The 2,608-nt window shown below is 47.2% G+C and carries 1 protein-coding gene and 1 pseudogene; both read left to right on the top strand.

Annotation, left to right across the window (positions count from 1 at the left end):
• Positions 1 to 44: 44 nt before the first annotated feature.
• A complete protein-coding gene (locus tag R7Q47_RS23145; protein ID WP_005479004.1) occupies positions 45 to 1,412 on the top strand; it encodes a TrkH family potassium uptake protein in 1,368 nt (455 codons plus the stop codon).
• A gap of 295 nt (positions 1,413 to 1,707) precedes the next feature.
• Positions 1,708 to 2,608: pseudogene (locus tag R7Q47_RS23140) on the top strand (peptidase M6); the annotation flags it as partial.

The following is a 2,608-nucleotide window of genomic DNA, read 5'->3' as shown; positions in this document are numbered from 1 at the left end:
GTGGTTGGCCCGCAAGACAAGTTGGCAAACAAGCTGAAATCATTATGACGCAATTTCATCAGAGAGGCGTTTTTTACGTCCCAGACGGCAAACGAGATAAAGCGAAAGGTGGCGAACCGCGCATTATATTGCTGAGCTTTCTCGGAGTGTTATTGCCTTCTGCTGTTCTGCTTACGCTACCGGTTTTTTCGGTTTCTGGTCTGTCTATTACTGACGCGTTGTTTACCGCGACTTCAGCCATTAGTGTGACTGGGTTGGGTGTGGTCGATACCGGCCAACATTTTACGCTCGCGGGTAAAATTCTTCTGATGTGCTTGATGCAGATCGGCGGCTTAGGGCAAATGACCTTATCTGCGGTGCTGCTCTATATGTTTGGGGTGCGCTTGAGTCTACGTCAGCAAGCGTTAGCCAAAGAAGCACTTGGCCAAGAAAGGCAAGTCAACCTGCGTCGTTTGGTGAAAAAGATCGTCACATTTGCGCTGGTGGCAGAGGCGATTGGTTTTGTCTTCCTCTCGTATCGTTGGGTGCCAGAAATGGGTTGGCAGACGGGCATGTTCTATGCGCTGTTTCATTCTATTTCGGCTTTCAACAATGCTGGCTTCGCTCTCTTCTCTGACAGCATGATGAGTTTTGTCAACGATCCGTTAGTGAGTTTCACCTTAGCTGGTCTGTTTATCTTTGGCGGCTTGGGTTTCACTGTGATTGGTGACGTTTGGCGACATTGGCGTAAAGGTTTCCACTTCTTACATATTCACACCAAAATCATGTTGATTGCCACGCCGTTACTGCTGTTGGTGGGAACGGTGCTGTTTTGGCTTTTGGAACGTCACAACCCCAACACCATGGGGGCGCTCACTACCGGCGGGCAATGGTTGGCCGCTTTTTTCCAATCAGCCAGTGCGCGGACAGCGGGTTTTAACAGTGTTGATTTAACGCAGTTCACGCAACCGGCATTACTCATCATGATCGTTTTGATGTTGATTGGTGCGGGTTCGACCTCTACGGGTGGCGGTATCAAGGTGTCTACTTTTGCTGTCGCGTTTATGGCGACGTGGACGTTCTTGCGTCAAAAGAAACACGTGGTGATGTTTAAGAGAACGGTAAACTGGCCAACGGTAACAAAGTCACTGGCAATCATTGTGGTGAGCGGAGCGATTCTCACCACCGCGATGTTTTTGTTGATGCTGACGGAGAAAGCTTCTTTTGACAAAGTGATGTTCGAAACGATTTCTGCTTTTGCAACGGTTGGGCTTACTGCAGGTTTGACGGCAGAGCTTTCAGAGCCTGGAAAGTACATCATGATCGTCGTGATGATCATTGGCCGTATTGGGCCTTTGACGCTCGCATATATGTTAGCGAGACCAGAGCCAACCTTGATTAAGTACCCAGAAGACACGGTTCTTACTGGTTGATTTGTCAGTAACAAGCAAAATGAATGCAAATTAACGCTTTGAATTTAAAGTGATATTTTGACTTTTTTGAGCGTCGATTGGTCATCGGCGCTCAAACATTTATAAATAACGTGGTCTTCTGCTCAAATTTTCTTTTTGATCCCCTTGTCAGCATTCCCTTATCCTTTCATTTCTGTACCATTCATTCACTTAATTTATATCTAATGCGTAAGTAACCATCAGGTAACCGCTCATTAAATTGATGGGGATCTGAGTTCGTTTTACGCGTAGTGAATTGAAAAGATGGAGCCGTACTTTGAAATTCCACACCCTTGCCTTGACCATGCTGACTGCACTTGTTGCCGGAAACAGTATGGCAACGACACCACCATCGCCAATTTGGCATCCGATCACGCTGAGTGACGGAAGCAATAGCGAGGCGATTTTACGCGGAACTGCTGATTTCCATTGGTTTGAAGACAAACAAGGCAATGCCTTGATTCAGGAAGATGGTGTTTGGTTTTTTGCTCAGATCCAGCGTAATTCAGACACCCCTGAGTTGCTCTCGACTGGTATTGAGAAAACCCAATCCAGTGATGCGCCTGATTCAGCGAAGTTTCGTCCTGACGTGCAAGTTAAGCCGGAGCTGTCTTCGTTAAAAGCGATTGAACCTATGGCTCGCCAAAACTTATTGCGCACGGCACAAGGTTATCAGGCGATGAGCAGCTCGAGCGTGAAACAGCAGCCTCTGTTGGTTGTGCAGGTTTCTTTTAACGATCAAGCGATGGTGCACAATTTCGAGCAACGTGTTTTCGACACGAATGGCCAAAGCGTTGTGGATTACTTTGATAAAAACTCTCAAGGTAAATTCAAAGTCGTCCCAGCTATCGAGAGTTACGGCACCGCGAATGATGGTGTGATCAATGTGACTGTGGCACAAAGCCACCCAAATTGTCACTCTAGTTCTAGCGACACCACATGTACGGCCAAGCTGAACGCCGTGTTTACAGAGGCCTACCAAAAACTGGATCCGTACTTCAATCTTTCTGCTTACGACAGTAACCAAGGTGGAACCGTTGAACCTTCAGAGTTGTCAGTGATGTTTATCTTTGCTGGTGGCGACCGTTCAACCGGATTCCTTGACCGTCCTGCTATCTGGCCACACAAATTCTCTCACAAGGATGTCACGCTAGATGGCAAAAAGATCACTGACTACT

Source organism: Vibrio sp. Vb0349, from assembly GCF_033338975.1.
The sequence above is the reverse complement of the archived record's forward strand: the minus strand, read 5'-3'. Positions and strand labels throughout refer to the sequence as shown.